Annotated in this window: 17 protein-coding genes and 2 pseudogenes; 15 read left to right on the top strand and 4 right to left on the bottom strand. The window is 72.2% G+C overall.

What is annotated here, in order from left to right; translation table 11 throughout:
• Positions 1 to 101 precede the first annotated feature (101 nt).
• The 8 genes and pseudogenes from NQU54_RS28505 to NQU54_RS28540 all read left to right on the top strand — a co-directional run bounded on the left by NQU54_RS28505 (position 102) and on the right by NQU54_RS28540 (position 8,503).
• The gene (locus tag NQU54_RS28505; protein WP_069868818.1) at positions 102 to 992 is read left to right on the top strand and encodes an amino acid ABC transporter permease; all 891 of its coding nucleotides are present in this window, start codon (positions 102 to 104) and stop codon (positions 990 to 992) included.
• 5 nt (positions 993 to 997) lie between these two features.
• Complete coding sequence (locus NQU54_RS28510) at positions 998 to 1,750, top strand: amino acid ABC transporter ATP-binding protein (protein WP_251773662.1); 753 nt, start codon at positions 998 to 1,000, stop codon at positions 1,748 to 1,750.
• A gap of 41 nt (positions 1,751 to 1,791) precedes the next feature.
• A complete protein-coding gene (locus NQU54_RS28515) occupies positions 1,792 to 2,754 on the top strand; it encodes an ABC transporter substrate-binding protein (protein ID WP_257633570.1) in 963 nt (320 codons plus the stop codon).
• Positions 2,751 to 3,725 (top strand): annotated as a pseudogene (locus NQU54_RS28520) (LLM class flavin-dependent oxidoreductase); the annotation flags it as partial. The gene NQU54_RS28515 and the pseudogene NQU54_RS28520, both read left to right, overlap by 4 nt.
• A 220-nt stretch (positions 3,726 to 3,945) precedes the next feature.
• Positions 3,946 to 4,593, top strand: a pseudogene (locus NQU54_RS28525) (LLM class flavin-dependent oxidoreductase); the annotation flags it as partial.
• A 343-nt stretch (positions 4,594 to 4,936) separates the two neighbouring features.
• Positions 4,937 to 5,842, top strand: a complete 906-nt coding sequence (locus tag NQU54_RS28530; RefSeq protein ID WP_257633572.1) for a S1 family peptidase — start codon at positions 4,937 to 4,939, stop codon at positions 5,840 to 5,842.
• A gap of 289 nt (positions 5,843 to 6,131) precedes the next feature.
• On the top strand, positions 6,132 to 7,082 hold the full coding sequence (locus NQU54_RS28535) for a slipin family protein (RefSeq protein ID WP_257633573.1): 951 nt from the start codon (positions 6,132 to 6,134) through the stop codon (positions 7,080 to 7,082).
• Positions 7,083 to 7,426: 344 nt separating this feature from the next.
• Positions 7,427 to 8,503 (top strand): S1 family peptidase, encoded by a 1,077-nt coding sequence (locus tag NQU54_RS28540; RefSeq protein WP_257633574.1) that lies wholly within the window; start codon positions 7,427 to 7,429, stop codon positions 8,501 to 8,503.
• A gap of 132 nt (positions 8,504 to 8,635) precedes the next feature.
• On the opposite strand, the gene NQU54_RS28545 is transcribed toward NQU54_RS28540, so the two are convergent.
• A complete protein-coding gene (locus NQU54_RS28545) occupies positions 8,636 to 9,079 on the bottom strand; it encodes a subtilase-type protease inhibitor (RefSeq protein ID WP_257633575.1) in 444 nt (147 codons plus the stop codon).
• Between the two features lie 385 nt (positions 9,080 to 9,464).
• Positions 9,465 to 9,917 carry a PPOX class F420-dependent oxidoreductase gene (locus NQU54_RS28550; RefSeq protein ID WP_231981509.1) on the bottom strand — a complete coding sequence of 151 codons (453 nt, stop codon included), beginning with the start codon at positions 9,915 to 9,917 and terminating at the stop codon, positions 9,465 to 9,467.
• A gap of 263 nt (positions 9,918 to 10,180) precedes the next feature.
• Here NQU54_RS28550 and NQU54_RS28555 point away from each other — a divergent pair, with 263 nt between their 5' ends.
• From NQU54_RS28555 to NQU54_RS28565, 3 genes are all read left to right on the top strand, one after another.
• The gene (locus NQU54_RS28555) at positions 10,181 to 13,768 is read left to right on the top strand and encodes a DNA polymerase III subunit alpha (protein ID WP_257633576.1); all 3,588 of its coding nucleotides are present in this window, start codon (positions 10,181 to 10,183) and stop codon (positions 13,766 to 13,768) included.
• A complete protein-coding gene (locus NQU54_RS28560) occupies positions 13,765 to 14,916 on the top strand; it encodes a DNA polymerase Y family protein (RefSeq protein WP_257633577.1) in 1,152 nt (383 codons plus the stop codon). The genes NQU54_RS28555 and NQU54_RS28560 overlap by 4 nt, the downstream gene beginning before the upstream one ends.
• Before the next feature lie 305 nt (positions 14,917 to 15,221).
• Positions 15,222 to 16,133 carry an esterase/lipase family protein gene (locus tag NQU54_RS28565; protein ID WP_257633578.1) on the top strand — a complete coding sequence of 304 codons (912 nt, stop codon included), beginning with the start codon at positions 15,222 to 15,224 and terminating at the stop codon, positions 16,131 to 16,133.
• A 128-nt stretch (positions 16,134 to 16,261) separates the two neighbouring features.
• Here NQU54_RS28565 and NQU54_RS28570 read toward each other — a convergent pair whose 3' ends face one another.
• Complete coding sequence (locus tag NQU54_RS28570) at positions 16,262 to 16,678, bottom strand: organic hydroperoxide resistance protein (protein WP_093705889.1); 417 nt, start codon at positions 16,676 to 16,678, stop codon at positions 16,262 to 16,264.
• Positions 16,679 to 16,799: 121 nt separating this feature from the next.
• Between NQU54_RS28570 and NQU54_RS28575 the strand changes: the two genes are divergently transcribed.
• Positions 16,800 to 17,321, top strand: coding sequence for a MarR family winged helix-turn-helix transcriptional regulator (locus NQU54_RS28575; protein ID WP_257633579.1), 522 nt, complete (start codon positions 16,800 to 16,802; stop codon positions 17,319 to 17,321).
• A gap of 284 nt (positions 17,322 to 17,605) precedes the next feature.
• Here NQU54_RS28575 and NQU54_RS28580 read toward each other — a convergent pair whose 3' ends face one another.
• Positions 17,606 to 18,667 carry a lytic polysaccharide monooxygenase gene (locus NQU54_RS28580; RefSeq protein ID WP_257633580.1) on the bottom strand — a complete coding sequence of 354 codons (1,062 nt, stop codon included), beginning with the start codon at positions 18,665 to 18,667 and terminating at the stop codon, positions 17,606 to 17,608.
• A 230-nt stretch (positions 18,668 to 18,897) separates the two neighbouring features.
• Between NQU54_RS28580 and NQU54_RS28585 the strand changes: the two genes are divergently transcribed.
• The 3 genes from NQU54_RS28585 (at position 18,898) to NQU54_RS28595 (ending at position 24,663) form a co-directional block, all read left to right on the top strand.
• The gene (locus tag NQU54_RS28585; RefSeq protein WP_257633581.1) at positions 18,898 to 21,000 is read left to right on the top strand and encodes a carboxyl transferase domain-containing protein; all 2,103 of its coding nucleotides are present in this window, start codon (positions 18,898 to 18,900) and stop codon (positions 20,998 to 21,000) included.
• Positions 21,001 to 21,100: 100 nt separating this feature from the next.
• Positions 21,101 to 22,420 (top strand): ATP-grasp domain-containing protein, encoded by a 1,320-nt coding sequence (locus NQU54_RS28590; RefSeq protein WP_257633582.1) that lies wholly within the window; start codon positions 21,101 to 21,103, stop codon positions 22,418 to 22,420.
• A complete protein-coding gene (locus NQU54_RS28595) occupies positions 22,417 to 24,663 on the top strand; it encodes an IucA/IucC family protein (protein ID WP_257633583.1) in 2,247 nt (748 codons plus the stop codon). Before NQU54_RS28590 ends, NQU54_RS28595 begins: the two co-directional genes overlap by 4 nt.
• Positions 24,664 to 24,682 lie beyond the last annotated feature (19 nt).

Genomic DNA, 24,682 nt, shown 5'->3' on the forward strand with positions numbered 1-24,682 from the left:
GCCGTCGGCCTGAGCGGCCCCGGCACAGCCATCGGTCCGAGCACGGCCCCGCAAGGCCAACCCCGCACCACCCTCAGCTCTCTCCCCCCGAAGGACCCTCCATGTCGCTGACGTCCGATCCACCTGTCGGCAAGGCCGCCGAAGGCGGTGCCGAACGTGAGGACTACTCCGCCCTCAAGGTCGTCCCGGTGCGCCACCCCTGGCGCTGGGCCGCCGTGGTCGTCACGGCCGTCCTGGTGGCCCAGTTCGCCCACGGCCTGATCACCAACTCCGGCTGGGAGTGGGACGTCTTCGCCGACTTCTTCACCACCCGGACCATCCTCAAGGCGGTCTGGATCACCATCCAGCTCACCTTCTACGGCACCGCGCTCGGCTTCGCCCTTGGGATCGTCCTCGCCTTCATGCGGCTGTCCAAGAGCCCGTTCCTGAAGTCGGTGGCCTTCACCTATATCTGGGCGTTCCGCTCCATCCCGCTCATCGTCCAGCTGCTCTTCTGGTTCAACCTCACCTATCTCTACAAGCGGCTCGACTTCGGCATCCCCTTCGGCCCCGGCTTCTTCTCCTTCGACACCGCCGGTCTGGTCGGGGCGATGAGCGCGGCGGTGCTCGGACTCGCGCTCCACCAGGCGGCCTACGCCGCGGAGATCGTGCGCGGCGGAGTCCTCGCCGTGGACGGCGGACAGCTGGAGGCGGCGGCCGCGCTCGGCATCCCCCGGCTGCGGCAGCTGCGCAGGATCGTGCTCCCGCAGGCGATGCGGTCGATCCTGCCGAACGCCGCCAACGAGGTCATCTCGCTCTTCAAGGGCACCTCGATCGTCTCCGTCATGGCGATCGGCGAGCTCTTCTACCAGGTGCAGGTCATCTACGGACGCAACGGCCGGGTCGTGCCGCTGCTGATGGTCGCGACCGTCTGGTACATCATCCTGACCACCGTGCTCTCGGTCGCGCAGTACTACGTCGAGCGCCACTTCTCGCGGGGAGCCACCCGATGACCGCCATGGTCGACATCCGCTCCGTCCACAAGAGCTTCGGGTCGCTGGAGGTGCTGCGCGGTATCGACCTGGAGGTGCGCTCCGGGGAGGTGGCCGTGGTCCTCGGGCCCTCCGGCTCGGGCAAGTCCACCCTGCTGCGCGCCATCAACCACCTGGAGAAGGTGGACAGCGGCTGGATCAGCGTCGGCGGTTCGCTCGTCGGCTACCGCCGCCAGGGCGACCGCCTCTACGAGCTGCGCGAACGCGAGATCCTCAAACAGCGCACCCGGATCGGCTTCGTCTTCCAGAACTTCAATCTCTTCCCGCATCTGACGGTGCTGGAGAACATCGTCGAGGCGCCGGTCTCGGCCCTGCGCCGCCCCAGGAAGGAGGCAGTGCGCTCCGCCGAGACGCTGCTCGCCCGGGTCGGCCTCGCCGACAAGGCGGCCGCCTACCCCCGGCAGCTCTCCGGCGGGCAGCAGCAGCGGGTGGCGATCGCCCGCGCCCTCGCCCTGGAGCCCGAGCTGCTGCTCTTCGACGAGCCGACCTCCGCCCTCGACCCCGAACTGGTCGGTGAGGTGCTCGACGTCATCAAGGACCTGGCCCACCAGGGCACCACGATGATCGTCGTCACCCATGAGATCGGCTTCGCGCGGGAGGTCGCCGACACCGTCGTCTTCATGGACGGCGGCCGGATCGTCGAGCGGGGCACCCCCGCCGAAGTGCTCGACTCCCCGCGTCATGACCGCACCAAGACATTCCTCTCCAAGGTCCTCTGAGGCCACCGATGTTCCGCCACGGCTACGCAAGGAGCACCCCCGTGAAGACTCGCCGCACCCTCGTCACCGCCGTCGCCGCGCTCACCGCCTCCGCACTGCTCGGCGGCTGCGGCGACGGCGATGCCCAGGAGACGGTGGGCTCCAAGGGCAGGAACAACGCCATCAACATCAGCCCGGACCAGCACCGGATCAGAGGGAAGAAGGTCGACTCGATCGCGGCGAAGGTGCCGGCCTCGATCCGTCAGCGCGGCACCCTGCGCATCGGCGGCAGCGCCGACGCCTCCGCCCCGCTCGGCTTCTACGCGACCGACGACAAGACCCGGATCGGCTCCGAGATCGACATCGCCACGCTGGTCGCCGACACCCTCGGACTCGAGCCCGAATTCCAGGCGGTCTCCTGGGAGAACCTCTTCGTCGGCCTGGACAGCTCCAAGTTCGACGGCGTCTTCTCCAACGTGACGGTCACCGAGGAGCGCAAGGAGAAGTACGACTTCGCCACCTACCGGCTGGACGACCTCGCCTTCGAGGCCAAGAAGGGCACCTCCTGGCGGGTCAAGGGCCCCGAGGACGTGGCGGGCAAGACCGTTTCGGTCGCCTCCGGCACCAACCAGGAGAAGATCCTCGTCGACTGGAGCAAGCAGAATCAGAAGGCGGGCCGTAAGCCCGTGGACATCAAGTACTTCCAGAAGGACACCGACTACTACCTCGCCCTCCAGTCCGGCCGTATCGACGCCTACTTCGGCCCGAACCCCACCTCCGCCTACCACGTCGCCTCGGCCGGCCAGACCCAGATCATCGGCCGGTTCTCGGGCGGTGGCGACCAGGTGCAGGGCAAGATCGCGGCCACCACCAGGAAGGGCAGCGGACTGGTCGACGCCTACGCCGCGGCCCTGGACCACGTGATCGAGGACGGTTCGTACGCCAAGGTCCTGAAGCGGTGGGGGCTCTCCAGCGAGGCGGTGAGGAAGTCCGAGATCAACCCGCCCGGCCTGCCCAAGCCGTGACCTCTGATCCCCGACCGAGGAAGGCCCCGACCGTGGCCGTACCGACCGGCACCCTGCACCTGGCCGCCGCCATCGACGGCGACGGGCAGTACCAGGCGCCGTACTACGTGGAGCTCGCCCGCCTCGCCGAGGGCGGCACGCTCGACTTCATCACCCTGGACGACACCTTCGGCCCGCCGGGGCCGGGCCGGGGCAGGCTCGACGCGCTCGCCGTGCTCGCGCGGGTCGCGCCCGCCACCGGGCGGATCGGATTGGTGCCGACCGTCACCACCACCCACACCGAGCCGTTCCATGTCTCCTCCTCCGTGGCCACCTTGGACTGGGTGAGCCGCGGCCGGGCGGGCTGGCGGGTCGAGGTCTCGGCGACGGAGGCCGAGGCGCGGCTGGTGGGCCGCCGCCCCGCCGCCCCCGCCGGGGAGCTGTGGGCCGAGGCGGGGGAGGTCGCCGATGTGGTGGCCCGGCTGTGGGACAGCTGGGAGGACGACGCCGAGATCCGCGACACCGCCACCGGCCGCTTCATCGACCGCGACAAGCTGCACTACGTGGACTTCGAGGGCGCCCACTTCTCGGTGCGCGGCCCCGCCATCGTGCCCCGGCCGCCACAGGGCCACCCGGTCGTGGCCGTCGCCGCCACCGACCCGGTGACCTGGCAGACCGCGGCCCGGTACGCCGATGTGGCCTATGTCCGCGCCACCTCCCCGGAGGAGGCGGGCCGTATCCGCGACGAACTGCGCGGCCGCGCGGTGGCGCACGGCCGGGAGCCCGGCGCGCTCACCGTGCTCGCCGCCGTCGCCGTGGACCTCGCCATGGGGAGGGCGCGCACGGGAACTCCCCGGCCACGGGCGGCGCGCCGGTCCCGCCGACCGACACGTCCGGCGGACCTCCGCTGTACCGCGGGGGCCCGGTGGAACTCGCGGGGCTTGATCGCCGTACGGCATGACGCCGGTACTGTGAACGGCTTCCACATCACCGTTTCTGAAGACTGAGCAGGAGTGAGCCCGATCAGCCGCACGCCCCGAACGGTTGTGGGCGCACTGGTCTCTGGCGTACTCAACCCCGGGGCGGCAACACGCATCCTGTGCGTGGTCCGAGCACGGGAGGCCAGTTCCCTGTGCGACCTGGCCATGTAGGTACGGCCAGGGGTGACGGGGAGGCCCCGAACCATCCTCTGGTGGAGCGGGGCCCCGCACACTGGCGCCGTACCGGCGTCCCAGATCGCACGATCAGCTAACCCGCCTGGCCCACGGTGCCGCGAGCCCACGAGCCGACCATCATTACGATCGAGCTAACCCGGCCTCGTGCTCAGTCTCCCGTGCGCACAACGGCCGGAGCCACGACCTCGATGTGGTCGGCAGGCCCGAGTCGTTCACCGTGCTGAACGCGCTCGCCGCCGTCACCGAACGGCTGGGACTGGCCGCCACCGTCAACGCCACCTTCAACGAACCGTACGAACTGGCCCGCCGGTTCGCCTCCCTGGACCATCTCAGCGGGGGCCGCGCCGCCTGGAACGTGGTCACCTCCTCCGACGCCTTCACCGGTGAGAACTTCCGGCGCGGCGGCTTCCTGGACCGGGCCGACCGCTACACCCGGGCCGCCGAGTTCGTCGCCGCCGCACGGGAGCTGTGGGACTCCTGGACGCCGGACGGCACGCCCCGTCCGTTCGCCCACACCGGCCGGCACTTCACCATCGAGGGCGAGTTCGGCGTGCCACGCTCGCCGCAGGGCCATCCGGTGGTGATCCAGGCCGGGGACTCCGACGAGGGCCGGGAGTTCGCCGCCTCCACCGCCGACGTCATCTTCACCCGGCACGGCTCGCTGGAGGCCGGGCGCGCCTTCTACATCCGGGGGAGCGGCGCTGAGCCGACGCGCACCGGCCCGGCAGCGGGGATGCGATACGCCGGTGCCATAACGGAACCCGATCGCCCGCGCGTCCGTCTCACCGGATGCCCAAAGGGATGGGAGCACAAGCCCCGGCGGCCTGAACCCGCCGGGGCTATGTGGCGTGTGTTCGGCGGCTGTTCCGAATTGTCCTCTTGCGCGGTGCGTCCACGGCCACGAATACTTCCGGAAGCGCTTGTCAGGAGCACGCCGAATCGGGTCGTATCGGTCACCGGCGTGCTCATTGACTGCGCCTCACGGGCCTGCCCACCCAAGCGGACCCCCGATTCCCCCGGAGGAAGAGTTGAGGATCAAGCGCAACGCCCCCCACACCAAGCGGGCGAGACGCATCGCCCTGATTGCCGCGACCTCCGCCCTGGTGGCCGGAACGGCGCTCGCCGCCCCCGCCGCCTACGCCGGAAGCGACGGCGCCCGCACCTTCAGCGCGGCCGAGGCCAAGTCGGCGAGCAGCGCCGTCCTCGAGGCCGATGTCGCGGGTACCGCCTGGTACGTCGACAAGGCGACCAACAAGCTCGTGGTCACCGCCGACAGCTCGGTGTCCCAGAGCGAGATAGCCAAGATCAAGAACACCGCCGGCACGAGCGCCGACGCGATCGAGGTCAAGCGGACCCCCGGCAAGATTCAGAAGCTGATCTCGGGCGGCGACGCGATCTACGCGAGTAGCTGGCGCTGCTCCCTCGGCTTCAACGTGCGTAACAGCAGTGGGGCCAACTACTTCGTCACCGCCGGTCACTGCACCGACGGTGCCGGCACCTGGTGGTCGAACTCCGGCCACACCACCACCATCGGCCCGACGGCCGGCTCCAGCTTCCCGACCAACGACTACGGTCTGGTCCGGTACAGCGGCTCGGTCAGCCCCGAGGGCACCGTCGGTAGCCAGGACATCACCTCGGCCGCCAACCCCACCGTGGGCCAGACGGTCACCCGGCGCGGCTCCACCACCGGCACCCACAGCGGCCGGGTCACCGCGCTGAACGCCACGGTCAACTACGGCAACGGTGACATCGTCTACGGCATGATCCAGACCACGGTCTGCGCCGAGCCCGGCGACAGTGGCGGCCCGCTCTACGCCGGCTCCACCGCCCTCGGCCTCACCTCCGGCGGCAGCGGCAACTGCACCTCCGGCGGCACCACGTTCTTCCAGCCGGTCGTCGAGGCGCTGAACGCGTACGGCGTGAGCGTCTACTGATCGGCGCCGTTCCTTCGCTGATCATCTGCGCACCAGGCTGAGCGAGAGCCCCCGTCCGTGCCACCGGACGGGGGCTCTCCGCGCCGTCGGGCCGGGTCGCCCCGGACCGTGGGCCGGGCCCTTTCCGTGCCGCCATGCCGGGCCCTGTCCATGCCGCCGGACCAGGCCCTTTCCGGGTCGCCGGACGGGTCCGTTCCGCGACCCTCCCCACTGTTCGGCGGGCGGACTATCGTGGACATCAGTACCCCACGAGGGGCATTGTTCGCGATACGGACGGCAGGTGGCCGTGATGGTCGATGCGCTCGTGACATTGATAGTGGTACTGGCTTGCCTCGGAGCCCTTGGCGCGCTCGCCGCGGCCCGGGTGGTCAAGCAGTACGAGCGGGGGGTGGTCTTCCGGCTCGGGAGGCTGCGCTCCGATATCCGGGGGCCGGGGTTCACCATGATCACTCCGGTCGTCGACCGGCTCCAGAAGGTCAATATGCAGATCGTGACGATGCCCGTGCCCGCCCAGGAGGGCATCACCCGGGACAATGTGACCGTGCGGGTCGACGCCGTCGTCTACTTCAAGGTCGTGGACCCGGCCGAGGCGCTCATCGCGGTCGAGGACTACCGCTTCGCGGTCTCCCAGATGGCCCAGACCTCGCTGCGGTCGATCATCGGAAAGAGCGATCTGGACGATCTGCTCTCCAACCGGGAGAAGCTCAACCAGGGCCTCGAGCTCATGATCGACAGCCCGGCGGTCGGATGGGGCGTCCATATCGACCGGGTGGAGATCAAGGACGTGTCGCTGCCGGAGACCATGAAGCGGTCGATGGCCCGCCAGGCGGAGGCCGACCGGGAGCGCCGCGCCCGGGTGATCAACGCGGACGCGGAGCTGCAAGCGTCGAAGAAGCTGGCCGAGGCCGCCTCCCAGATGGCCGACACTCCGTCCGCCCTCCAGTTGCGGCTGCTGCAAACGGTGATGGCGGTCGCCGCCGAGAAGAACTCCACACTGGTGCTGCCGATCCCGGTCGAACTGCTGCGCTTCCTGGAGCGGGGGCAGCAGGAGATCCAGGGGGCGGCGGCCCGGACGGACGGTGGTGCGGAGGGCGGCGCCCCGGCCGCCGGTCCGGCCACCACCCCGGAGCGGGAGGCCGCGCCCGCCCAGCCCGCCCAGCCCGCGCAGCCCGCACGGCAGGCGATGCCGACGCTCACCGAGCGCGAGCCGGAGCCGGAGCCGCATACGGTTGAACGGTGAGCCGCCGGGCGGTGGACCGCCGAGCCGTCGCGGGAGTCCGTGAGGGATGGGAATCAGCCGGGGTGATACCCCTGGTTTGACGGCCCGTCCGGATACCTGATTCGGTGCCCGTACACCTAGAAGGTGTGCGGGCACCGCCATGTCCGGACATGAGGCCGCGGTGTGAATTTCACGCCGATGACGCGAACGCACCCTTGTGCGCACCCGGTGGCGATGGGAATACTCAACGGCGCAATTTGGCATGGACGCGCCCCCCCAGTGGGGAGAAGCGCCATGTCGTTACGCCCTCCGGGCCCTGGCACCCCACTGCCGACGGGCCCAACCCCCCACTGGAAGGCAGAGAGTTGAAGCACCGCCGCATACCCAAGCGTCGTGTCGCCATCGCCGGAGCCGGCATAGCGGCCCTGGTCGCCACGGGCATCACCCTTCAGAGCGCCAACGCCGCGCCCGGTGAGCCCCAGCCCGAGACCCTCTCGGTCGGCGCCGCCGGAAAGCTCGCCCAGAACCTCACCTCCTCGCTCAAGAGCGACACGGCGGGTTCGTACTACGACGCCAAGACCAAGAAGCTCGTCGTCAACGTGGTCAACAAGGCCGTCGTGGACCAGGTCCGCGAGGCCGGGGCCGAGGCCAAGCTGGTCAAGAACACCCTGGCCGAGCTGAGCACGGCTCGTCAGACGCTGAAGGAGAAGGCCACCATCCCCGGCACCTCCTGGTCGGTGGACCCCAGAAGCAACAAGGTCGTCGTCACCGCGGACAGCACCGTCAAGGGCGCCCGCATGGCCACCCTGAACAAGGTCGCCGACGCGCTCGGCGGCAAGGTCGAGGTGAAGCGCTCGGCCGGGAAGTTCTCCACCTTCATCGCCGGCGGCGACGCCATCTGGGGCGACGGCGGGCGCTGCTCGCTGGGCTTCAACGTCGTCAAGGGCGGCGAGCCGTACTTCCTGACCGCCGGTCACTGCACCGAGGCCATCAGCAGCTGGTCCGACTCGCAGGGTGGCGAGGAGATCGGCACCAACGAGGGCAGCGACTTCCCGGGCAACGACTACGGCCTGGTCAAGTACACCAAGGACACCGACCACCCGAGCGCGGTCGACCTCTACAACGGCAGCACCCAGGAGATCAGCAAGGCCGGTGACGCCACCGTCGGCCAGACGGTGACGCGCAGCGGCTCCACCACCCAGGTGCACGACGGCGAGGTCACCGGCCTCAACGCGACCGTCAACTACCAGGAGGGGACGGTCGAAGGGCTGATCCAGACCACCGTCTGCGCCGAGCCCGGCGACAGCGGCGGCGCGCTCTTCGCGGGCGACACGGCGCTGGGTCTGACCTCCGGCGGCAGCGGTGACTGCTCCTCGGGCGGCGAGACCTTCTTCCAGCCGGTGCCCGAGGCGCTTGACGCGTTCGGCGCCGAGATCGGCTGACCTGACGAGCGCTTCGCTCCCGCGGTCCGCCCGCATCTGAACGGAGCAGGCCCCCGGACACCCGTGGACGGTGTCCGGGGGCCTGCCCCTTTGTTCACCCGCGGGTCGCTCACCCGCGGGTCGTTCAGCCGGTCAGAACTCGAAGACCACCGTCGGGGCCGCGCTCTTGAAGCAGTTGTTGGCGAAGGTGTGCTCGTACGACACCCGGCGGCCGTCCCAGATCCCCTCGGCGGTGACGGTGATGGGGTGCCACTCCTTGGTGCACATCCGGCCGGGCTCCGCCCCGGTCCGCAGTCGGCCGAACGTGCCGCCCACGGAGCGGAGTTCGGCGCATGCCTTGGCGCGGGCCGGGTGGGTGCCGGTGGGGGTGGGGCGACAGCTCAGCGTCACCGCCCGCTGGACCTCGGCCGTGGCCGCGTCGGCCCCCCAGCCGACCGTGAGGACCAGTGCGGAGGGCGGGTACAGGCTTTTCGGCTTGGCGGGCTCGGCGTTCGCCGCGCCGCTCGTGCCGATCCCCAGCACGGCGCTTACGGCCATGGCGGCTCCCAGTCCGATCGCCCCAGTGGTCTTCCGCATTTCGAACACTCCCTTGCTCGTCGTTGCAGATACCGGACGGAGTCTTACGCGGTGCGCATCAGGAACGCACGTCGATCGAGCACTTCCGGTCGCTACAAGTAGTCGTTCGGTGGCTAATTGTCGCGTGCGGGGGGTGTCCGGACGCGGAACGCCGCGTGGTGACCGGGTGTGCGACGCCGCGCGGGCGCGCGCCCCTCGGGGGTCCCGTCGCCGTCTCGCGCTCCTGCGGATGGCGTGCTCAGCGAGGTGGCAATGCGCTCAAATCGATTCAAGAGCACTCAGCTGAGCGAGGCTGGGCGATGTCCATGATGGCTCTGGGGTGAGGGCCGCCGCGCACCGCGCCAGGACGAGAACCTGCCAGGACAAGCCGACCGGCGGAGTGGGGTCAGCCCAGCTCTCCGCTCAGGGGTCCGGTCTGCCGCCCCCAGCCGTAGCCGCGCTCCGCGCGCAACCGCACCACCAGCCGTCGCTCGGCCACCATCGCGGTGCGGAACTCCTCCCAGTCCGGATGGTCGCCCTGGATCGCGCGGTAGACCTCCACCAGCTCGTCGGCGGTGGCGTCATGGGGGTCGGCGGCGACCGGCGTCAGCTCGGCATCGCCCTCGGCCACCAGGTAGGAGTAGTGGTCCGCGCTGGTGACGTAGAAGCTCGCACGCGGATCGCGGCGCAGATTGCGGGTCTTGGCGCGGTCATCGGTGACGGAGATCCGGATCAGGTGTGTGGCGGGGTCATAGGCGAAGGCGACATTGGACAGCTGCGGCCGTCCATCGCGCTTGAGGGTGATGAGCGCGCCGGTGCGCTGCTCCCGCAACAGGTCGAGCAGGGATCCCTCCGTCATGGTGATCAGCATACGCATGGGCCGGTGACCGGCCCAGTGGTGTTGACCCGTCGGATTCCGTGCGCCGCCGCGCATCGCCCCCGTGCCTCGCCTCCGCGTGCCGCGTTCACAAGGCGACACGCGGGATTAAGGGCCGTTTTAGGCGCTTATGGTGGAGGGGGAAGCGCGGTCGAGCCGACTCGCACGTCTGTTCGAGAATGGGGTTATGGTGGGGCGTGGGACAAGCAGGGTCGGTCAGGGGGTGTGAGCAGCGGGAGGTGCGGATGCCAGGCTTCACGCATCTGCACACCGCGTCCGGGTTCTCCATGCGGTACGGGGCCGCGCACCCGGAGCGGCTGGCGCAGCGTGCCGCCGAGCGCGGTATGGACGCGATCGCGCTGACCGACCGCGACAGCCTCGCCGGAGCGGTGCGGTTCGCCCGGGCGTGTGAGCGCGCGGGGGTGCGGCCGCTCTTCGGGGTGGACCTCGCCGTACGGATGGAGGCCCCGGAGCCGGGGCGCACCGCCCGGCGCCGTACGCCGGTGCGCGGCGGGGCGTTCATCGACGAGTCCACGCCCCGGGCGGTCTTCCTCGGCCGGGACGGCGCGGCCGGCTGGGCCGCGCTGTGCGGGCTGGTCTCCGCCGCCCACGCGGGGCTCGCCCACCCCGGGGCCGCCCGGACGAACGGCGCCGGGCCGCCCCTGCTGCACTGGCGCGATCTGGCCGCCGACCCCGGCGCGCTCGCCCCGCTGACCGTGCTGCTCGGCCCGGACTCCGATGTCGGCCGGGCCCTGGCCGCCGGGCGCCCCGACCGGGCCGCGCGGCTGATCGCCCCCTGGCGTGAACTCTTCGGTGACGCGCTGCGGCTGGAGGCCGTATGGCACGGCCGGAGCGGCACCGGCCCGGGTTCGCTGCGGCTCGCCGCCCGTACCGTCGGCTTCGCCGCCGACCAGGGCATTCCGGCCGTGCTGAGCAACGCCGTCCGCTACGCCGACCCGGGGGAGGGGCCGGTCGCCGACGTCCTGGACTCGGCCCGCCGGCTCGTGCCCATCGACCCGCGCGACCCCGGGATGCTCGACAGCGGTGAGCGCTGGCTCAAGGGGCCCCGGGACATGGCGAAGGCGGCCGAGCGGATCGTGGAGGCGGCCGGGATGGGGCGGGACGCCGCGCACCGGCTGCTGGAGGAGACCCGGCGCACCGCCGCCGCGTGTCTGGTCGACCCCGAGGACCACATCGGCCTGGGCAGCGTCCACTTCCCCGAGCCCCGGCTGGTCGGGGCCGGGCGGCGGAGCGCCGAGCGGGTGCTGCGGTCGCGCTGCGCCGCCGCCATGGTGCTGCTGGGGTACGACCGCGACCGGGCGCGCTGGGAGCGGCTGGAGGACGAGCTGCGCACCATCGAACGGCTCGGCTTCGCCTCGTACTTCCTCACCGTCGCGCAGGTCGTCGACGACACCCGGGAGCTCGGCATCCGGGTGGCCGCCCGGGGCTCCGGCGCCGGGTCGTTCGTCAACCATCTGCTGGGCATCGCCCACGCCGACCCCGTGGCCAACGGCCTGCTGATGGAGCGCTTCCTCTCGGTGCGGCGCGCCGCGCTGCCCGATATCGACATCGATGTGGAGTCCGCGCGCCGGCTCGATGTCTATCGCGCGATCTTCGAGCGGTTCGGGGCCGAGCGGGTCGCGACCGTCTCGATGCCCGAGACCTACCGGGTGCGCCATGCCGTACGGGACGTGGGCGCGGCGCTCGGCATGGATCCGGCCGAGGTGGACCGGCTCGCCAAGTCCTTCCCGCACATCCGCGCCCGCGACGCCCGTGCGGCGCTCGCGGAACTGCCCGAGCTGAAGGCGGTCGCCGCCGAGCAGGAACGTTTCGGCAGGCTATGGGAGCTGGTCGAGGCGCTCGACGGGCTGCCCCGTGGCATCGCCATGCACCCCTGCGGGGTGCTGCTCTCGGACGCCGGGCTGCTGGCCCGTACGCCCATCGTGCCGACCAGCGGTGAGGGCTTCCCCATGTCGCAGTTCGACAAGGACGACGTGGAGGAGCTCGGCCTGCTCAAGCTGGATGTCCTCGGGGTGCGGATGCAGTCCGCGATGGCGCACGCGGTCGCGGAGATCCGGCGGGCCACCGGGCGGGTCGTGGACATCGACGACCCCGGGCAGGTGCGGCCCGGCGATCCGGCCACCTACGATCTGATCCGCTCCACCGAGACGCTCGGCTGCTTCCAGATCGAATCGCCCGGTCAGCGCGATCTGCTCGGCCGGCTTCAGCCCACCTCCTTCCACGATCTCGTGGTCGACATATCGCTCTTCCGGCCGGGCCCGGTCGCCGCCGACATGGTCCGGCCCTTCATCGAGGCCCGGCACGGCCGCAAGCCCGCGCGCTATCCGCATCCCGATCTGGAGGACGCGCTGCGCGAGACCTATGGGGTCGTGGTCTTCCATGAGCAGATCATCAAGATCGTGTCGATCATGACCGGATGCGAACGGGACCTCGCCGACGAGGCGCGGCGCGCGCTGTCCAACCCCGAGCGGCAGGGGCGGGTACGGGCCTGGTTCCACGCGGAGGCGGAGAAGCGGGGCTACTCGCCGGAGGTGCTGGCGCGCACCTGGGAGATCGTCGAGGCGTTCGGCTCGTACGGCTTCTGCAAGGCGCATGCCGTCGCCTTCGCGGTCCCGACGTATCAGTCCGCCTGGCTCAAGGCGCACCATCCGGCCGCCTTCTACGCCGGGCTGCTCACACATGACCCCGGGATGTACCCGAAGCGGCTGCTGCTGGCGGACGCGCGGCGGCGCGGGGTGCCGATCCTGCCGTTGGATGTGAACCGGTCGGGGGCCGCCTATCGAATCGAACTGACGTCTGGCGATTCTCGGGGCATCCGTAACAAGGGGGATGAACGCGATAAGAGGGATGAACGTAATAGGGGAGATGAGCGCGGGAAGGCGGGTGAACGCAGCAGCGGGGGCATCGGCATCCGGCTGGCGCTGAGCGACGTCCACGGCATCAGCGAGGCCGAGACCGAGCGGATCGCGGCCGGGCAGCCGTACTCCTCGCTCCAGGACCTGTGGCTGCGCGCCCACCCCGGACGGCCGGTCGCCGAACGGCTGGCCCAGGTCGGCGCGTTGGACGCGTTCGGCGTGAGCCGCCGCGATCTGCTGCTGCACATCGCCGAGCTGCACCGGCAGCAGCGGGGCGCCGCCCGGCGCAACGCGGAGGGCCAGCTTCCGCTGGCCGAAACCGGCCCCGCCGCCCCCGCCGGACTCCCCGACCTCGACGCCGGCGAACGCCTCGGCGCCGAACTCGGCATCCTCGGCATGGACGTCTCCCGCCATCTGATGGGCGACCACCGGGAGTTCCTGGAGGAGCTGGGCGCGATCCCCGCGAAGCGGCTGCGCGACGCGCGGCACGGGGAGGTCGTGCTCGTCGCGGGCGCCAAGGCCGCCACCCAGACCCCGCCGATCCGCTCGGGGCGCCGGGTCATCTTCACCACGCTCGACGACGGTACGGGGCTGGTCGACTGCGCCTTCTTCGACGACAGCCACGCGGCGTGCGCGCACACCGTCTTCCACTCCTGGCTGCTGCTCGTACGCGGCGTGGTCCAGCGGCGCGGCCCGCGCAGCCTCAGCGTCGTGGGCTCGGCCGTGTGGAACCTCGCCGAGCTGGCCCGGCTCAGGAAGGAGGGCGGTCTCGAGGCGGTCGCCGCCGAACTGGCGGGGACGGGCCCGGAGACGGCCGGGGCGGACGCCGGTTCCGGCCGCCGCATCGAGATGTCCACCGGCTACGCCATGCACCCGTGGGCCGACCTCCAGCCCGCGGGCGACCAGGCCGCCACCGGCCGCAAGCTGTGGCATGCGAGCCCGGGGAGCGCGGGATGACTTCCGGCCATCACTCCCTTGCCCTGCCGGGCGCCGAGGGAAGGCCCGCCGCGCCACTGGCCGGTGTGGTCCCGCTGGCCGGTGGCGTCCCGCTCGGCGCGCGGGCCGAGACGCCGCATGTGCTGTATGTGCGGTTCCATCCCGTGCCCCCGGAGGACGTCTACCAGGGGCTGCTCACCCTGCTCGGGGAGTTGACGCCCGTCGTCGAGGCGCTGCCGCCCGATGCCGCCCTCGCGGATGTGCGGGGTGCGCTGCGGTACTTCGGGCGGGACGCGGCGGGGCTGGCCGAGATCGTACGGGTCCGGGCGCTGGCCCGGTACGGCGTGGACTGCACCGTCGGCGTCGCCGCCAACCCCCTGCTCGCCCGCATGGCCGCCCACGAAGCCCAGGAGTCCCAGGGGGCCCAGGAGCCCGGCGGCCCCGGGGGCGGGCGGTCCGGCCGGGCGGCCGGGGCCGTCCGTACCGTTCCCGGCGATCCGGACGCCGTCGCCGAGTTTCTCGCCCGTAAGCCGCCCATCGCCCTGCCCGGGGTGGGACCCGCGACCGCGCGCACCCTGAGCGCGTACGGGCTGGACAGCGCCGCGCGGATCGCCGCCGCGCCGCTGTCCACCTTGCAGCGGATCCTCGGTGTGGCGACCGCGCGCCGCGTCCACGCGTGGGCGCGCGGGATCGACCCGGCGCCGGTCACCCCGAACGCCCCCGCCCGTGCGATGGGCGCCGAACACCGCTTCCGGCGCGATGAGTTGGACCCCGTCCGCAGGCGCCGCGCGCTGCTCACCCTCGCCGACGGGCTCGGGGTCCGGCTGCGGACGAGCGGGCAGGTCGCGGCCGCGATCAGCGTCACCGTCCGCTACGCCGACCGCTCCACCACCACCCGCACCCGCACCCTGGCCGAACCGACCGCGCACACCCCGGCGCTGACCGCCGCCGCGTACGCGCTGCATGACGCGCTCGGGTTGCAGCGGGCCCGTGTCCGGTCCGTGGCGCTGCGCGTCGAGGGGCTGATGGACGCCGGACTCGCCGCCCATCAGCTGACGTTCGACCCCGCGGACGAGAAGTCACGCCGGCTGGAGGCGGCCGCGGACCGGGCCCGTGCCCGCTTCGGCATCTCCGCGGTCCGGCCCGCAGGTTTCCTCGATGTCGCGTAAGCCGCCGCCTTGTTGGGCCTCGTATGCCCCGCCGGTTTCCTGAACGTCGCGTAACCTCACCGGCATCATGGATGTCGCGTAACCCCACCAGTTTCCTGGTTGTCACGTAACCCACCGGATTCCTGGACGTCGCGTGAAAAGGGCGTAGACGTTCCTTCACCGGCAGATGGCTGGATGCCTTTGCTACTCGCGCGTAGCTTCGATTGAGCGCACCAAATTCTTGTGATCCGGATCGCAGGGCGCAGCACAAGCGCAAGCGCATCGTCAGCGCGACTCTCTCCCCCCACCAGCGAGGAGTTCATGTGATGCTGCCCCGGAGGCGTATCCGGCGAATCCGGAAGACCAAGCCCCGCACGTTACTGCCCGCCCTGGCCCTCGCGGTAGCGGCGACCGCGGCGACGCCCACCGCCGCGCTCGCCACGGACACCGCGGCGCGGGGGCAGGCGCAGGGACAGGCGGTGAGCAGTGGCTGGAACGACTACTCCTGCAAGCCCTCGGCCCAACACCCCCGCCCCGTCGTCCTGGTGCACGGCACCCTCGGCAACTCCGTCGACAACTGGCTGGGCTTCGCCCCGTATCTGGTCCAGCGCGGTTACTGCGTCTTCTCCCTCGACTACGGCCAACTGCCCGCCGTCCCGCTCTTCCACGGTCTCGGGGCGGTCGACGAGTCGGCGAAACAGCTGTCCGCCTATGTGGACCGGGTGCTCGCCGCCACCGGCGCCGCCAAGGTCGACATGGTCGGGCATTCGCAGGGCGGGATGATGCCCCGCTACTACCTCAAGTTCCTCGGCGGCGCGCCGAAGGTGAACGCCCTGGTCGGCATCGCCCCCACCAACCACGGCACCACCCTGTCCGGGCTCACCAGGCTGCTGGACTACTTCCCCGGGGCCGGTGACCTCATCGCCGAGGGCGCCCCGGGGCTGATGGACCAGGTGGTCGACTCGGACTTCCTGCGGCGCCTCAACGAGGGCGGCGACACCGTCCCCGGAGTGCGCTACACCGTCATTGCGACCAAGTACGACGAGGTCGCCACCCCCTACCAGGCACAGTTCCTCTCCGGTCCGAACGTCAGGAACGTCCTGATCCAGGACCTGTGCCCAACCGACATCTCCGAGCATCTGGCCATCGGCCTGACCGACGGCCTGGCCTTCCACGAGGCCGTCAACGCCCTCGATCCGGATCACGCCACCCCGACCACCTGTGCGTCGGACGACTGACGCCTGACGGCGTACGGATCGTCCTCCGCCATGGCGCGCCCTGCCTCGTTCCGTACGAGCAGGGCGCGTCGGCGTCGGACCGGTCCGCCTCCCGCGGTGCCGGTCCGGCCGGTCCGGCCGTCGTTCGGTTACTCGGCGACGAGCTCGACCTCGATGTTGCCCCGCGTCGCCTTGGAGTACGGGCACACCTGGTGCGCCTGCTCGACCAGCTTGTGGCCGGTCTCGTTCTCGAGGTCGCCGGGCAGCTCGACGCGCAGCGTCACCTTGAGCCCGAAGCCGCCGTCCGCCTCGTCCTTGCCGATGCCGACCTCGGCGGTGACGGAGATGTCCTTGGTGTCGACCTTGGCCTGGCGGCCGACGAGGCCGAGCGCCGACGCGAAGCAGGCGGCGTAGCCCGCGGCGAAGAGCTGCTCCGGGTTGGTGCCCTCACCGTTGCCACCGAGGGCCGGCGGCATGGCGAGTGCGAGGTCCAGCTGTCCGTCGGAGCTCACGGCCCGGCCGTCGCGTCCGTTCGCCGTGGCCACCGCGGTGTAGAGCGCGTCCATGAAGACCATCCCTTTCGTGTTCGAGCAGTTCGGAGGGAGGTGGGTACTCGGGGTGCCCCGCCTCCGGGCAGAAGTACAGCACACAATTAAGTTGTGCACAACTAAAGGGTACGCTGGACGCATGTCACGCCAGTCCGATCGCACCGCCGACCCCGCCACCACCGGCCGTACCGCCCCGGAGCCGCCGTCCGCCGATGAACTGCTCCGCCTCGATCGGCAGCTCTGCTTCTCCCTGCACGCCGCCTCCCGCGCCTTCGACGGCCTCTACCGCCGGGTGCTGCGCGACACGGGGCTGACCTATCCGCAGTACCTGGCCATGCTGGTGCTCTGGGAGTACGGGGAGATGCCGGTCAAGCGGCTGGGGGAGTACCTGCGGCTGGACTCCGGCACCCTCTCGCCGCTGCTCAAGCGGATGCAGTCGGCCGGACTCGTCCGGCGCGAGCGCAGCGCACAGGACGAGCGCTCGGTGACGGTCCGGCTGACGGCGGAGGGGGCGGCGCTGAAGGAGCGCGCCCAGGGCGTGCCCCTGAAGGCGATCGAGGCCAGCGGTCTCGGCCTGGAGGAGGCGGTGGAGCTTCAGGCGCGGGTGCGGCGGCTGACGGCGGCGCTTGACGCGGCGCTGGCGGATGAGGAGAAGCTGTAGGCAGAGGTCATCCGGAGCTCTCCTCGCCTCTGGCGGTGCCTTTGCGAGTGCGGAAGATCTGGAACTTCTCAGACTTCCGGGACCGCTGAGGCTTACGGAAACCCGGGAACGCCTGGAAGCACAGGGCCACGACCGCCAGCGCCGGCGGAATCAGCAGAACGGCCGGGCGGGGGAGAACGGTAAGAGCCGGTCCCGGGGGTGACGTCATCCTCCCCGGAACCGACTCCGTCCGAACGGCCGCGACTACGGCCTTACGGCCTCAGCCGTGACAGCGGCGTACGGCCTCAGCCGCGGCCTCGGCGTACGGCCGCCTTGCGGCGGTTGGCGACGGCGAACAGCACGGCCGCGCCGCTGGCGAGCACCGCGGCGCCGCCGATGGCCATGGGGCCGGTGGACCCGTCGCCCCCGGTCTCGGCGAGACGCTGCCCGTCGGCGTCGCCCCCGCCCTGCTGCTCGGCGCCCGCGGCCATGACCTCGGCGCTCTTGGCCTCGGGGTGATTCGCCTCCGTGCCCTTCTCGCCTGCCGTCTTCGGCTGGTGGCTGGCCTCGGTGCCGCTGTCGCCGCCGTGGCCGTGGTGATCGACCGTCGACTTCTCGGCGCCCTTGGCTATCTGCGCGTCATTGGGCGCGGAGGCGGCGGGCGCGGAACTCGCCTTCGTCTCGGCCTCCTTCGCGGCCCCGGCCCCGGCTCCGGCCCCGTTTCCGCCGAAGGTCACATCCGAGCAGGTGTAGAACGCCTCCGGGCTGTCCGAGCGCTGCCAGACGCTGTAGATCAGATGGCGGCCCGACTTGTCGGGCACGTTCCCCGAGAAGACGTAACTCCCGTCCTTCAGCGTGGGATCGGTGACCTTGGCGAACGGCTCCGCCTCAAGATCCGACCAGGTCAGCGGCTTCGTCGGGTCGTAGCCGTCCTTGGTGATGTACAGCTCGAAGCTGCCGCGGTGGGGTGCGGTGGCCCGGTAGGTGAAGGTGTGCTCACCGGCCGTCATGGCGGTGGCGGGCCAGTCGGCGCGCGGCAGGTCCAGGCCCTTGTACTTGTCGCGGCCCGCGCTGCACAGCTTTCCGTCCGGGATGATCTCCTTGTGGCGCCCGGCGGCGTCCGGGATGTTGACCTCGTTCCAGTCGTAGAGCGGCTGGGTGCCGCCCGCCTCGACGGCCGCCTTGCAGGCGGCCGAGTCCGGGCTCTCCGGGCCCTCCGCGAAGCACGCCGACACCCGGCTGACCGGGTCCTGCATCGAACCGTGCGCGTCGGCCGGGTCCGCGCTCAGCGCGGTGAGGGCGAGCGGCACCAGACCGAGCACGGCGATCCGGGCGCTTCTGCGGTGAGCGGTGGCACGAGCGGTCATCGTCGGGGGCTCCTTCGGTGGGGGGTGACGCGCGGCATTCGGTGGGGGCGACGCGCGGCATTGGGTGGGGGGTGACGCGCAGCACGCTAGCCCGCCCCACCGGCTCTCCCGCCGGTCTTATGGCGCCGTTAAGGAGCAGCTCAGGCGGAGCTGAGACTGGGCCGGCCCCGGGGTACTCAAGGTGATCGCCGATGATTGCCGAGGGTTGGTGGCGTGGAAAGGTGACACATATGACCGGAACGAACGCTCCCCGCGGCTCCGGCGCCGCCGACGGTGCCCCCGCCTCCCGCGCCTCCCGCGTCTCCCGTGCCTCGGCCCGCGAGCTGATCGAGGCCATCACCGACCCCGGCAGCTGGTCCGGCTGGGACGAGCCGGTGGAGATCACCACGGACGACCCCGACTACCGGGCCGACCTGGAGCGGGCACGGGAGCGCACCGGGCTGGACGAGTCGGTCATCACCGGTGAGGGCCGTATCGAGGGGCGCAGGGTGGCCCTGATCGCCTGCGAGTTCCGCTTCCTGGCCGGCTCGATAGGGGTCGCCGCGGGGGAGCGGCTGGTACGGGCCGTGGAGCGGGCCACGGCGGAGCGGCTGCCCCTGCTCGCGGCACCGGCGTCGGGCGGCACCCGGATGCAGGAGGGCACGGTCGCGTTCCTCCAGATGGTGAAGGTGGCCGCGGCGATCACGGACCACAAGGCGGCGGGCCTGCCGTACCTCGTCCACCTCCGCCACCCCACGACCGGCGGCGTCCTCGCTTCCTGGGGCTCCCTCGGCCACGTCACCGCCGCCGAGCCGGGCGCCCTCATCGGCTTCATGGGCCCACGGGTCCACGAGGCCCTGTACGGGGAGGAGTTCCCGCCCGGCGTCCAGAACGCCGAAAACCTGATGAACCACGGGCTGATCGACGCGGTCCTGCCGCTGAGCCGCCTCTCGGGCGTGGCCGCCCGAGTATTGCGGGTCCTCTGCGCGGGCGAGGCCGCGGCCGGGGGCGCGACGGCCTCCGGGCCCGCGCCCGACCCCGGTGCGCTGGGCGAAGCGCAGGCGGTGCCCGATGCGGCCGCCCCGCCCGCATCGGCGGTCGCCCGGGGCTCAGCCGGGACCGCCGCCGAGGCGGGGACCGGCACGCCGGGTGATGCGCCCGACGGCCCACCGGGGCGGCGCGGGGGTTCGTCGGCCGGGGGCGGCCCGTCCGCCACATCCGGCAACGGGCGTGGTGGAGCCGAGGCCGCGGAGGCGAAGGGAGCGGCCGCACACGGCGAGGTGGCGGGGGGCCGGTGGGACGCGGAGGCCGGGCCCCCGTCGGCCGCCCCCGGACACGTTGTACCTGGCGGGTGCGGTGCCGAGCGGGGCGCGGATGGCGCCGCCACGGCACAGGCGGCTGGGGCGGCCGAGGGTGTGGTGGCCGGTCACGGTCAGGCCGGGGTCGCTGTCTTCGCCGGGGCGCCGGAGGGCGCGGGCGGGCCGTCCGCGGAGGTGTCGATACGGGCTTCGCGGCGGGCTGAGCGGCCCGGGGTGCGGGATCTGCTGCGGGTCGCCGCCGAGGATGTGAGTCCGCTCAGCGGTACCGGGGCCGGGGAGCACGATCCCGGGCTGTTGCTCGCGCTCGCCCGGGTCGGCGGGACGCCCTGCGTCGTTCTCGGCCACAACCGGCGCAGCGCCCGTAAGGGTGAGACCACCGACGGGCCGGGGGAGGGGCAGGCGCTGGGGCCCGCCGGGTTGCGGACCGCGCGGCGGGGGATGCACATCGCCGCCGAGCTTGGGCTGCCGCTGCTCACCGTCATCGACACCGCGGGCGCCGCGCTCAGCCGTGAGGCCGAGGAGGGCGGGCTCGCGGCGGAGATAGCGCGGTGCCTCGCCGACATGGTGACCCTGCCCGCGCCCACCCTCTGTCTGCTGCTCGGCCAGGGCGCCGGTGGCGCGGCGCTCGCGCTGCTCCCCGCCGACCGGGTCGTGGCGGCGCGCCACGCCTGGCTGTCGCCGCTGCCGCCGGAGGGCGCGTCCGCGATCCTCCACCGCACCACGGAGCGGGCGTACGAGGTCGCCGCCCGCCAGGGCGTACGTTCCGCCGACCTTCTCGCCCAGGGCATCGTCGACCGCATCGTGGAGGAGGAGGACGGGGACGGTCCCCGGGGCGGGGACGGCCCCCGGGACGTGGATGACGCCCGGGGCGGGGACGGCTCCCGTGCCCTCGACGCATCCCGTACCCCCGATGCCTTCCTCCGTCGGCTCGGCCATCTCCTCGGCGCCGAACTCGCGGCCCTGCGTGATCAGGACCCGGACGAGCGGCTCGCCGCGCGCCGGGTGCGCCATCGACGCATAGGGCTGCCCCGTTGACACCGACTGTTGATGATCTTTGACGGCTAATCAGGGCCAAACGGGGCGGACCGGAACGTCGAATTAGCGGTCTTAGGCATGCCTAACCTAATCTCGGGCCGTGAACGAGAATGATCTCGATGCGGCGTCACGGCCGTTCCCCTCCCCTGCCCGCGGCGGCCTCCCGGCCGCCCCGCGGCCGCCTCGGCTCCACCTCCTCGCGCTCAACCCCACCGACTCCGTCACCGAGGGCTTCCTCCCCGCGGCGGCCCGGCTCGGCCTCGCGGTCACCCTCCTCACCGATCAGCCCGAGGCCCATGAACGCGCCTACGGTCGATGGGACGAAGACGGCGCGGCCGCGCGCCCGTTCCCCGCGCTCGACATCGTCCCCTGTGCGGTACGGGACTACGCCGAGGTCATCAGCCGTATCGCCGCCGAGGGCCGCCCCACCGCCGTCTTCACCAACAGCGACCACCTCCAGGCCCAGGCCGCCCTCGCCGCCCAGTACTTCGGCCTCCCGGGCAAGGACTGGCGCGCCGCGCTGCGCACCAAGAACAAGGCCGAGCTGCGCCGGGCCCTCGCCACCGCGGGCCCGGACGTCGCCGACCCCGTCTGGTCCGCCGAACTCGCCACCGGGCAGGACCCGGCAACCCTCGCCGGGCTCGACGCGCCCTACCCCTGCGTGGTCAAGCCACGCGAGGGCGTGGCCAGCGAGGACGTCGTCCTCGTCGCCGACGCGGACGAACTCGTGCGGCGCTGTGCCGAGATACGGGCCCGGCGGCCGGGGGCGGCCCTGGTCGTCGAGGAGTTCCTCGACGGTGAGCTGCGCACCCTCGAAACCCTCGGCGACGGCCGCACCCTGCACGTCCTCGGCGCCTTCCGCACCGAGCTCTCGCCGCCCCCGCACTTCATCGAGGAACGGCTGCACCTGCTGCCCGCCCCGCCCCCGCAGCCGCACACCGACCAGGTGCTGGCACAGCTGCGCGCGCTGGGCGTCGGCTTCGGCGTGTGCCACACCGAGTACGTCGTCCAGGGGGACCGGGCCCGCCTCATCGAGGTCAACTACCGCGCCATAGGCGACCAGTGCGATCTCGTCCTTGCCGAACTTCTCGGCATCCCCCTTTTCGAGCACATCCTCCGTACGCATATGGGCGAGCCGCTGCCGGACGACCTCGGCGCGCGCACCGACGGCAGGGTTCGCATGGAGTACGTCATGGCCGACCGCGCCGGGCGGCTCGCCTCCGCCCCTCCGGCGAGTGTGACCGAGCGCGACGGCGTACGGCTGGACTACCGGCCGCTGCGCGGGATCGGCGAGGAACATCCGCTCCACCGCACCAATCGCGACTTCCTCGGCGTGCTCCGGGCCACCGGCACCGATCAGGGGCGGATCGACGCGGCGGTGGCGGAGTTCCTCGCGGCCCACCGATGGGAGATCGTGTGACAGAGGAAGAGGACCTTCTCGGACGGGTGCTCGACACGCTCCTCCGGGAGGACGCCTACAAGCTGCGCAGCCACGCCACTACGGTGCGGCGCGCCGACGGGGACTGGCTGCGCATCGCGCTCGAGGGGGGCGAAAGCGTGCTGCTGCCCGTGGAACCCGAGGGTTTCCAATGCGACATCCGCACCCGCCGCCCACCCCTGCTGCTGTGCGCCCCCGCGAAGGACGCGCGGGAACCGGCCTCCACCCCCACCTCCACCGCCGCGACCGCGGCCACCACCGGACCGGCTGCCACCACCGGACCGGCTGCCACCACCGGACCGGCTGCCGTCGCCACCGACGGCCCTTCCCACGGCTACGGCCTGGGGCCGGGCCGGGCAGTGGACGTGGCGGGACGGGGCTCGGTCCCCGCGGGCGCCGAGCCGCCCACCGTGCCCGGCTCGGTCGGCCGGCCCGAAAGCCGTCAGCCCGAAAGCCGTCAGCCCGAAAGCCGTCAGGCCGAACACCATCAGCCCGAAAACCGTGCGGCGCGGGCGCGGCGCGGTCCGGAGCCGGCGAGCGAGCGTCCGCCGGTCAAGAGCGCCGGGGGCGGCGGCGACTTCAGGGCGCCGAGTGTCGCGGGCGACTCCGGGGCGCCGAGTGTCGCGGGCGAACCCGGGGCGCCGGGTGGCACCCCCGGCCGTTCCCCCCGCACCGTCCTCACCAGCCTCACCAGCCTCACCAGCCTCGACGCCGTCCTCGGCCGGTTGCGGGCGGCTGTGCCGGGGGAGGACCGGGCGCTGTACGACGTCTTCGTGGCGGAGTGCCGACAGGCCCTCGCTGCCATGCGGCTGCACACCCGCGTCCGGCCCGGTGTCGTCGCCGAGTTGGCCGCGCGGCACGGCGTGCGGTGGGCCGGGATGTCGGGGGCCGTCGCGTATGACACGCTCGCCGCCTTCCGGGACCATCCGGTCTACCCGACCAGCCGGGGCCGGTCCGTCTTCACCGAGGACCAGTTACGCGCCCACGCACCCGAGTTCCACCCCACCTTCCCGCTGCGCTGGCTCGTCCTCCCCCGCGAGGCGGTCGGCGGGGACCCGGCGCGGCTGCCCGCCTGGTGGCCCACACCCGCCGAGCTCGGGCCTGGCGCGGGACCAGGCGACGGGCAGCGACTCGCCCTCCCCGTACACCCCCTCACCGTCGGCCGCCCCCTGGAGACCGCGCTGCGCGTGGCCGGGCTCGACGGGGTCGCCCGGCTCGCCGATCGCGGGCTGCTGGACGTACGGCCCACGCTCTCCATGCGGACCGTGGCCGTCGCCGACGACCCCCTCGTCCACCTCAAACTGCCGCTCACCACCTCCACCCTGGGGCTGCGCAACCGCCGGTCCATCAAGCCCGGCACGCTCATCGACGGCGAGGTGGCCCAGCGGCTGCTGGAGGCGGTGATGACACGGGAGCCGCGGTTCGGCGCCACCGTGCTGCTCGCCGACGAGACCACCCACCTCCACGCCGGACACGAGCTGCTGGCCACGCTCGTACGCCGCTACCCGCCCGGTCTGGAGAACGCCACGGTCGTGCCGCTGGCCGGGCTGCTGGCCCCCGCCCCGGACGGCACGCTCGTCATCGACGGGCTCGCCGAGCGCCACTACGGCGGGGACGTCCTCGCCCTGCTCGACGAGTACTTCACGCTGCTGTTCGACTTCCACACCACCCTCTTCGCGTACGGCATCGCGCTGGAGTCCCATCAGCAGAACACCTCGCTGGTCTTCGAGGACGGCGGCGAGCACGCCGGAGCGGTGCCCCGCCTCCGGCTGCTCATCAAGGACCACGACGGGCCCCGCGTCCACGCGATACGGCTCGCCGCCATGATCGGCGGAGGACCGGCCGCCGATCTGTGCGGATTCGACGACCGCAGAATCCTGACGTCAGGGGACGGGCCGGTGGCCGATGTGTTCACCACCATCACCGTCCATCTGTGCGCCGCCGCCCCCGTCTTCGAACTCGCCCGCCTCGGCCGGGCCCCGCTCGACACGCTGCTGCGGCGGGTGCGCGACCGGCTCACCGACGCCGTGGACCGGCTCGCCGTCACCCGGCCGGGCGCGGCCGCCGCGCTGCTGCGCAAACGCGTGCTGGACGCGGACCGGCTGCCGGTCAAGGCGATGGTCACCGCCGGCACCTTGTTCACCAAGGAGCGCTCGGGCGCCGCGGACATCAACAAGCACTACGTCACCGGGCCCAACTATCTGCCGCGGGGAAGCGGCGGATGACCGCCGCGCCCGAGCAGCC

The organism is Streptomyces malaysiensis subsp. samsunensis (assembly GCF_024519315.1).
GTDB lineage: Bacteria > Actinomycetota > Actinomycetes > Streptomycetales > Streptomycetaceae > Streptomyces > Streptomyces malaysiensis.

Bases quoted from the DNA above. Each gene is read 5' to 3' on its own strand.
- NQU54_RS28535 (WP_257633573.1), top strand. From the start codon at position 6,132: ATGGTCGATGCGCTCGTGACATTGATAGTGGTACTGGCTTGCCTCGGA.
- NQU54_RS28575 (WP_257633579.1), top strand. From the start codon at position 16,800: ATGTCACGCCAGTCCGATCGCACCGCCGACCCCGCCACCACCGGCCGT.
- NQU54_RS28580 (WP_257633580.1), bottom strand. From the start codon at position 18,667: ATGACCGCTCGTGCCACCGCTCACCGCAGAAGCGCCCGGATCGCCGTG.
- NQU54_RS28510 (WP_251773662.1), top strand. From the start codon at position 998: ATGGTCGACATCCGCTCCGTCCACAAGAGCTTCGGGTCGCTGGAGGTG.
- NQU54_RS28550 (WP_231981509.1), bottom strand. From the start codon at position 9,917: ATGACGGAGGGATCCCTGCTCGACCTGTTGCGGGAGCAGCGCACCGGC.
- NQU54_RS28505 (WP_069868818.1), top strand. From the start codon at position 102: ATGTCGCTGACGTCCGATCCACCTGTCGGCAAGGCCGCCGAAGGCGGT.
- NQU54_RS28565 (WP_257633578.1), top strand. From the start codon at position 15,222: ATGCTGCCCCGGAGGCGTATCCGGCGAATCCGGAAGACCAAGCCCCGC.
- NQU54_RS28585 (WP_257633581.1), top strand. From the start codon at position 18,898: ATGACCGGAACGAACGCTCCCCGCGGCTCCGGCGCCGCCGACGGTGCC.
- NQU54_RS28570 (WP_093705889.1), bottom strand. From the start codon at position 16,678: ATGGACGCGCTCTACACCGCGGTGGCCACGGCGAACGGACGCGACGGC.
- NQU54_RS28545 (WP_257633575.1), bottom strand. From the start codon at position 9,079: ATGCGGAAGACCACTGGGGCGATCGGACTGGGAGCCGCCATGGCCGTA.
- NQU54_RS28555 (WP_257633576.1), top strand. From the start codon at position 10,181: ATGCCAGGCTTCACGCATCTGCACACCGCGTCCGGGTTCTCCATGCGG.
- NQU54_RS28560 (WP_257633577.1), top strand. From the start codon at position 13,765: ATGACTTCCGGCCATCACTCCCTTGCCCTGCCGGGCGCCGAGGGAAGG.